The sequence below is a fragment of the Flavobacterium sp. genome (assembly GCF_049318325.1).
Taxonomy (GTDB): domain Bacteria; phylum Bacteroidota; class Bacteroidia; order Flavobacteriales; family Flavobacteriaceae; genus Flavobacterium.
On sequence record NZ_JBMOGQ010000112.1, the window covers coordinates 1 to 7,608 of the forward strand.

8 protein-coding genes are annotated in these 7,608 nt (G+C 32.2%); 4 read left to right on the plus strand and 4 right to left on the minus strand.

The window, feature by feature from the left end:
- Window positions 1-330: 330 nt before the first annotated feature.
- Both ACOYLP_RS09590 and yihA read left to right on the plus strand, forming a co-directional pair.
- Window positions 331-1,095, plus strand: coding sequence for an alpha/beta fold hydrolase (locus ACOYLP_RS09590; RefSeq protein ID WP_422855951.1), 765 nt, complete (start codon window positions 331-333; stop codon window positions 1,093-1,095).
- A 48-nt stretch (window positions 1,096-1,143) separates the two neighbouring features.
- Window positions 1,144-1,764, plus strand: coding sequence for a ribosome biogenesis GTP-binding protein YihA/YsxC (yihA, locus tag ACOYLP_RS09595; RefSeq protein ID WP_422855952.1), 621 nt, complete (start codon window positions 1,144-1,146; stop codon window positions 1,762-1,764).
- Between the two features lie 5 nt (window positions 1,765-1,769).
- Here yihA and gldC read toward each other — a convergent pair whose 3' ends face one another.
- Complete coding sequence (gldC, locus tag ACOYLP_RS09600; protein ID WP_422855953.1) at window positions 1,770-2,105, minus strand: gliding motility protein GldC; 336 nt, start codon at window positions 2,103-2,105, stop codon at window positions 1,770-1,772.
- Window positions 2,098-3,063, minus strand: coding sequence for a gliding motility lipoprotein GldB (gene gldB / locus ACOYLP_RS09605; RefSeq protein ID WP_422855954.1), 966 nt, complete (start codon window positions 3,061-3,063; stop codon window positions 2,098-2,100). Before gldB ends, gldC begins: the two co-directional genes overlap by 8 nt.
- Window positions 3,064-3,153: 90 nt before the next feature.
- Between gldB and nadE the strand changes: the two genes are divergently transcribed.
- Both nadE and ACOYLP_RS09615 read left to right on the plus strand, forming a co-directional pair.
- Complete coding sequence (nadE, locus tag ACOYLP_RS09610; protein ID WP_422855955.1) at window positions 3,154-3,966, plus strand: NAD(+) synthase; 813 nt, start codon at window positions 3,154-3,156, stop codon at window positions 3,964-3,966.
- A 74-nt stretch (window positions 3,967-4,040) separates the two neighbouring features.
- Entirely contained in the window at window positions 4,041-4,670 is a 630-nt protein-coding gene (locus ACOYLP_RS09615; RefSeq protein WP_422855956.1) for a LuxR C-terminal-related transcriptional regulator, read from the plus strand.
- Window positions 4,671-4,699: 29 nt separating this feature from the next.
- On the opposite strand, the gene dnaG is transcribed toward ACOYLP_RS09615, so the two are convergent.
- A complete protein-coding gene (gene dnaG, locus ACOYLP_RS09620) occupies window positions 4,700-6,679 on the minus strand; it encodes a DNA primase (protein WP_422855957.1) in 1,980 nt (659 codons plus the stop codon).
- Window positions 6,680-6,785: 106 nt separating this feature from the next.
- Window positions 6,786-7,608 (minus strand): hypothetical protein (locus ACOYLP_RS09625; RefSeq protein WP_422855958.1); only part of this gene is annotated, 823 nt, incomplete at its 5' end.

The window sequence follows — 7,608 nt, forward strand, 5'->3', positions numbered from 1 at the left end:
ATATAAAAATAATTACCACAATTTACCACAAAATACCACTTTGTTAATAAGTTTTCCCACTTCTATCTTTTTTTGTTGAAAAACCAAGGAAAATCAATCGGTTAAAATTTTAAAAAATGATACAACATTGTTGACGAACGAATAAAAGAGAGTTAAAAAATTGATTATTAGGATTCTTTGTATTTGTTTTTTTTGGTAAATAGTATTTTATGGGTTTTTATTTTAGTAGTAATGAAATTGTGGATTTTAATAGTAAATAATCCCTATTAAAATGGGTATTAATCTATAAAATCATATATTTGTTCCCGAGGCAAAACTCAAAAAAATCACATGGAAGGAAATTTTAGAAAAGAAGGCAGATATTCCTATTTTGAAGCAGGCGAAGGCACGCCAATAGTCGTTTTGCACGGGTTGATGGGCGGGTTAAGTAACTTTAGTGGAGTTGCTAACTATTTCTCGCCTAAAGGCTATAAAATAATTATTCCTGAATTGCCGCTTTATACCCAAAACATTTTAAAAACCAATGTAAAAGCTTTTGCAAAATATGTAAAAGACTTTATCAATTTTAAAGGTTTTGACCGCGTAATTCTCTTAGGAAATTCTCTTGGCGGTCACATCGCCTTGTATCATGCTAAAGTATATCCGGAAAAAGTTGCCGGTCTTGTAATTACAGGAAGTTCGGGACTTTACGAAAGCGCTATGGGTGATAGTTATCCGAAACGTGGTGATTACGAATACATCAAGAAAAAAGCAGAAGCCGTTTTTTATGACCCAAAAATAGCTACAAAAGAAATAGTTGACGAAGTATTTTCTGTAGTGAATGACAGAATAAAAGTAATTAAAACATTAACCATTGCCAAAAGTGCAATTCGTCATAATATGGGTAAAGATTTGCCCAAAATGCATATTAAAACCTGTATCATTTGGGGCAAAAACGATCAGGTTACACCACCAGAAGTAGCAGAAGAGTTTCATAAATTGATGCCTAATTCCTCATTATATTGGATTGACAAATGTGGGCATGCTGCTATGATGGAACATCCGAATGAATTCAACCGTTTGCTTCACGAATGGCTAAAAGAAGTTCATTTATAATTAAAATAACTTACAGCGGGAACCCTATACGCCTCGCAATGACAATAAATGAAAATTAACACTGCCGAATTTATTATTAGCAATTCAGATGTAAGTAAATGTCCGTTAGAACGTTTGCCAGAATATGCTTTTATTGGTCGTTCTAATGTTGGAAAATCTTCCTTAATCAACATGTTGACTAATCATAAAAATTTGGCAAAAACATCAGGGAAACCCGGAAAAACTCAGCTGATTAATCATTTCAAAATTAATTCAAATTGGTTTTTAGTGGATTTGCCTGGTTATGGTTATGCTCGTGTTTCCAAAAAAACAAAAGAAGTTTTTCAAGACTTTATTACTGATTATTTTGAGAAAAGAGAACAGTTGGTATGTGCTTTTGTGCTAATTGACATTCGTTTAGAAGCACAAAAAATCGACTTGGAGTTTATCAATTATCTTGGTGAAATTGAAGTGCCATTCTGTATTATTTTTACAAAAGCTGATAAGATAAGTAAAGGTAAAATCGACTCAAAGATAGCTGCTTACCGAAAAGCCCTTTTGGCAAATAACTGGGAAGAAATGCCGCAGCATTTTGTAACTTCAGCTACTGAAACTACCGGAAGAGAAGCTGTTTTGGATTATATAGACGATTTAAACACTGAAGTTTTTAAAGACCTGAATCAGTTTTAAAACTTCTATTTCTTTAATTCCATTTTTTCAGCAAAATAGTCGCAGAAATCTTTCATAGTATCCGCCATTTTTTCATCTTGAGTGGCACGTTGAAAAGTCTCAGACATAGCAACCAAAGTTTGATGAAAAAATAATTTCATTTCATCTACAGGCATATCTTTTGTCCACAAATCTATTCGAAGCGTTTCTTGAACCTTACTGTCCCAAATAGAAAGCATCATAGCTTTTGCTTCTTCTAGTTCAACACCACCATCTTCTGCGGACCAAGTTAGCTTTTCAGGAACACGGTTTTCATCTAATTCAACTAGAAATTTTATTTCGGATGTGATTGTTTTACTCATCTGTCTTTTTTGGTTTGTATTTTGATTTTTCAAATAGTTCTTTGGCGTCCATTTTTATCATTTCTTGCATACTAATCTTATTATTTTGCATAAATGAACGAACAATTTGCCATCCAATCCATTGCCCAACTCTTCCCGGAGATTCATTGTCAATTTCTAAATAAAATTTAGAAAACGGTGCCATATTGGTAAATCGATTAGGCAATTTAGAATCAGTACTATACAATAATTCTTTTTCAATAAAATATCGCCAAATGTAGCTTTCATTTTCTTGGCACCAAGTAATTTGTTCTGGCAAATAACCAATTTTTTCGGCATCATTATATTCTGGTAATAATTCATCTTTTAAATACAATTGCTTTCCATAATATATCATTTCCGCAAGTAATTTTTTTTCCCTAGGAGGTGGAATTTTTCCTAAGGAAAAACTCGTGACTATATCTGGCATCATTTGTCTCTCTTCAAAATTTTGTTCTATATATTTAGGGAATTCATAGAATTTATGATTGGCTCCAAGATATAATTCCAATGAAATAACAAGTTTATCATTGGCATAAATAGCCTTATTGTTATAATCCATATCAGCAATAACGGTATAAACTTTTGGCATTACAGCATTTGGGAAAAAGTACTTTATATGTTTAAATAAATCTTCTATCTCTGAAGTTTGTTTACCGAAATTGGAATACTTTTTTTCTACTTCCTGATACAATTCCTGCCATTGTGGATTTTGCATTTTTTCTATCCAAACACTATCCGAAACTCCTTCGGGAAAGAAAAAGGGATATTCAGCTTTTATGTTTGACAGCTCATTTGGTTTTATTTCAAAAAAAGCCTTTTCGAATCGATAGACTTTAAGTTTAAGCGGAATTTTTTCGACTGCTTTTTCTACTTTTGATTTTTTATCACAATAAAGCATACTAATTAAAAGGACTATCGCAACTAAATATTTGTTCATTATAAAATTAACGGGGTTAAATCGATTAAAAACATCTGATTTTTTACATTTGCAAATATACAGTGCAGTTTCTAAAAATTTTCATAACAAATGACAAAAAAAAGTACTATAAAGGTAGGGGAAACCAACACCTATATTGTTTCATGGTTAAAAGACTATGCAAAAAATGCAAATGTGAATGGCTTTGTGGTCGGAATTTCAGGAGGTGTGGATTCGGCAGTAACGTCAACTTTGTGTGCTCAAACGGGCTTAACAACTTTATGTGTTGAAATGCCAATTCATCAAGACAGCACTCAAGTAAGTCGTGGGAGAGAACATATTGAACAATTGAAAAAACGTTTTCCAAATGTAAAAAGCGAAATTGCAAACCTTACATCTGTCTTTGAAACATTTAAAAATGAAGTTCCGTTTAGTAATGATACCATAAGATTGGATCTTTCATTAGCCAATACAAGAGCTAGGTTACGAATGACTACATTATATTATTTTGCTGGAATTTATAGTTTATTGGTGGCTGGAACCGGAAATAAAGTAGAAGATTTTGGGGTTGGCTTTTTTACAAAATACGGTGATGGTGGTGTTGATTTGAGTCCGATTGCCGATTTAATGAAAAGTGATGTTTATGCATTGGGGGAATATCTGGAAATTCCTGAGTCTATCCAAAATGCCGCTCCAACAGATGGTTTGTTTGGCGATTCAAGAACAGATGAAGAACAAATAGGAGCAAGTTATGATGAATTAGAATGGGCAATGCTTGAAGCTGATAAAAAAGGGGAAAACGAAAATTATACTGAAAGAGAAAAAGAAGTGTTTCAAATTTATAAGAAGTTAAACACAATAAACCAACATAAGATGAAGCCAATTCCTGTATGTTTAATCCCAATAGAAATTAAATATTGTTGATTTTTTAACAATTTTCAAATATGTTTTCTTACCTTTACTCGTAATTTTATTAACTTTTATCAAATACCACAATTATGATAAATCTATGTGTCGCTGATAACTTTCCAGTTGTACACTTTGGAATGAAGGCTTATTTTAAGGATCATCCTGAAATAAATGTTGTTTCAAACGTAGGTAATTTTTTTATGGTTCCAGATGCATTAAGAAACAAAGAAATTGACGTCTTAATCATTGATTTAGAACTTGAAGGATTAAAAAGTATTTATGAACTCAAGTCGATCATTAAAAACTTCCCAAAAACTAAAGTTATTGTTTTTAGTAGTTTGCCTGAACAAATCTATGCTCCAAATGCAATTAAAGCTGGTTGTGCAGGATATGTTCACAAAACATCAAAGCTTGAAAATTTAGGAATTGCCATTGTAAAAGTGAGTCACGGGCAAATTATCCTTAATGATGAAATCAAGAAAAGTTTAGCATTGATTGCTAAACAAAACAAATCAGAGCGTTTGTATCGCAAACTTTCTAATCGAGAAATCGAAGTACTACGCTTCCTAAGTGATGGCAAAAAAAACAACGAAATTGCTAAAATTTTAGCGCTTAACGAAAAAACTATTAGTACATACAAGCTTCGCCTATTGACGAAACTAAACGTAACGAACTTGGTTGATCTCGTTAACAAAGCAAAGACGTTAGAAATCGTTTAAAAACATAACCCTGCAATAGCAGGGTTTTTTTATAGGTAAGTAGAGCGTATTCTTCCTATTTTATTGGTAAGGTTGACTTTAAGCTTGTTATAATCATTTATGGTTGTCATCAATTCTTGCAAATCATTTTCTTCTTCACTACTGTAACTCTGCATTAAATCCATTATCAACTTATTGATTAGGTATTCTCTTAATGAAACTATAGTTTCAGAAACATATTGACTTACGTTTTGATTTTTACTCTTTACATATATATTTTTTGCTTCCCAGTTATGAAGTAACTCTTTTTCCTCAAGCATCAAAATATCTGTAACGATTGCTGAATGTTCCGAAGACAATTGCATCAAATAGTGCTCAATATTAAATTCTTCATTCTGATTATAATATGAAATTAAGTCATTATAAAGTTCCTTAAACAAAGGATTCGCCAATTCGACTTCATCTTCCTGCAAACTTAAATAAATTCGACGATGCACTTTTTCTGTGCTAGATTCTTTCTCTTCTATCATTTCTCCATCGTCATTGGCTTTTAAAATAAAATCATCAAAATCAGCCTCTTGAGATCCGTAAAGCAACAACATTTCAATAAGCTTGCGCTCCAATTCATAAACAATATTGACTTTTTCGTGTTGAATCAACGGTTCATTTTTAACAACTTCAAATGCCTTTTGTTCTTGTTTAAGCTTTTTCCCGGCTTCTGAAATGTCTTTTTGAACCAATTGGGCCAAGGTATTCAACAATACTTGCTCCGAAATATCCATAATTCGCGAACATTCCTGAATGTAAATTTCTCTTTTTATTCGATCCGGAATTTTAGAAATACTAACAACCATATCCCGAATCAAATCGGCTTTCTTAATTGGGTCATTATTTGCTTCATCCATCAATAATGAAGCTTTGAATTGGATAAAATCTTTGGCGTTATTTTCTAAATACAAAACCAAATCCTCATAGGAATTCTTTTTGGCAAAACTATCCGGATCATCACCATCTGGAAACGTACAGACTTTTACATTCATTCCTTCTTCGAGAATCAAATCAATCCCACGGATAGATGCGCGAAGTCCTGCTGCATCACCATCAAATAGTACCGTTATATTTTTGGTTAGTCTGTTTATTAATCGAATCTGATCGGGAGTTAAAGCCGTTCCGGAAGATGCTACAACATTTTCAATTCCTGCCTGATGTAACTGAATTACATCGGTATAGCCTTCTACTAAATAGCAATTGTTTTGTTTAGCAATAGCTTGCTTGGCGTGAAAAATTCCGTAAAGCACTTTACTCTTATGGTAGATTTCGCTTTCGGGTGAATTTAGGTATTTGGCTGCTTTTTTATCATTAGTCAAAATTCTTCCGCCAAAACCTAAGTTTCTTCCGGATAAACTTTGAATTGGAAACATTACTCTTCCTTTAAATCTATCGAAATGTTTTCCGTCTTCTCTGAGTATAGTCAAACCAACTTTCTCAAGGTAATCTAATTGATAGCCTTTTGACAAAGCTTCTTTGGTAAAAACATCCCAAGTTTCGGGTGAATAGCCCAAACCAAATTTAGCTATCGTTTCATTGGTAAAACCTCTTTCTTTGAAATAGGATAAACCAATAGCTTTTCCTTCTTCAGTATTTAAAAGTGTATCATGAAAATAGGTTTTGGCAAACTCAGAAACCAAGTACATGCTTTCCTTTTCATTAGCTTCTATTTTATCTTCTTGAGAAGTTTCGGTTTCTTCAATTTCGATGTTGTATTTATTAGCCAAAAAACGAATTGCTTCAGGATACGTGAAATGCTCATGCTCCATCAAGAAAGTTACTACACTTCCGCCTTTTCCGGAACTGAAATCTTTCCAAATTTGTTTCACAGGCGATACCATAAACGATGGCGAGCGTTCATCCGAAAACGGACTCAATCCTTTGTAATTACTACCAGCACGTTTGAGTTGAACAAAGTCGCCAATGACTTCTTCCACACGCGCGGTTTCAAAAACTTTATCTATGGTTTCGCGAGTAATCAAAGTAGATTAAAATATTTAAAATTGAATGAGGGTAAAAATACATAAAAATAAAAAAAGATGCTTCATTGCTGAAACATCTTTTCGAAGTAAAAACTAAAACAAATAATTAATTGAAATCAAAACGAACACCTAGTGATATATTGTTTTGTTTGACCGCATTGTTTTTAAACATTGGATTTAAATCGTATTTTAGATATAAACTAGTTTCTTTATATCCTATGTAAGTGCTAACTCCATAAATAAAATCATTCACATTAAAATCTCCTTTTTCTTTAGTAGAGAATTCATTTCCATCTATTTCAAAACATAATTTTTGTTTTGATTTTACTCTTAATCCTGCATAACCTCCAATTCCTAAACGAACACTTTTATGGGTTCTGAATATTTTTTTGCTGTCTTTTTCTTTTGTTTTAGTGAAATCAAATTCTAAATGTAGCGGCACAGTTAGATATACATTTCTAAATCGAGAATCTTTCAAGTTTACAGCGCTTGTTTCTAGATTGGTTTGATTTCCATTTACTACAAATAATCGGTTATCTGTTGGACGAAGATTGTTATACATTAAAGAAACTCCATATTTTAAATGTAATAGATTGTCATTTTTAAAAAGTCGGGTATTACATGTAACTCCCCATTCATAGAAATGCGAACCCCAATATCTGTAATCTGAATTGGCAACACTTCCATTGGTCACCAAGTTATTTACACCAGCTGCAAAAACAAATTGAGATGTTGTTCTTTTTTCATTTCTGATTTTTTTCTTATAAAAATAACTTCTCTTTATTCCTTTAACATCAATATAAGTACTATCTAATATTGTGGAAGTTACCTCGTAATTTTTACCATTAATCATTATTTGATTATCAGGATTAAACTTTCCATCTACTTTTTGTTTTACCAAATCTTTTAATTCCTCTTGAGCTTGACCA

Coding starts and splice junctions, on each gene's coding strand:
- ACOYLP_RS09590 (WP_422855951.1), top strand. CDS start 331: ATGGAAGGAAATTTTAGAAAAGAAGGCAGATATTCCTATTTTGAAGCA.
- yihA (WP_422855952.1), top strand. CDS start 1,144: ATGAAAATTAACACTGCCGAATTTATTATTAGCAATTCAGATGTAAGT.
- gldC (WP_422855953.1), bottom strand. CDS start 2,105: ATGAGTAAAACAATCACATCCGAAATAAAATTTCTAGTTGAATTAGAT.
- gldB (WP_422855954.1), bottom strand. CDS start 3,063: ATGAACAAATATTTAGTTGCGATAGTCCTTTTAATTAGTATGCTTTAT.
- nadE (WP_422855955.1), top strand. CDS start 3,154: ATGACAAAAAAAAGTACTATAAAGGTAGGGGAAACCAACACCTATATT.
- ACOYLP_RS09615 (WP_422855956.1), top strand. CDS start 4,041: ATGATAAATCTATGTGTCGCTGATAACTTTCCAGTTGTACACTTTGGA.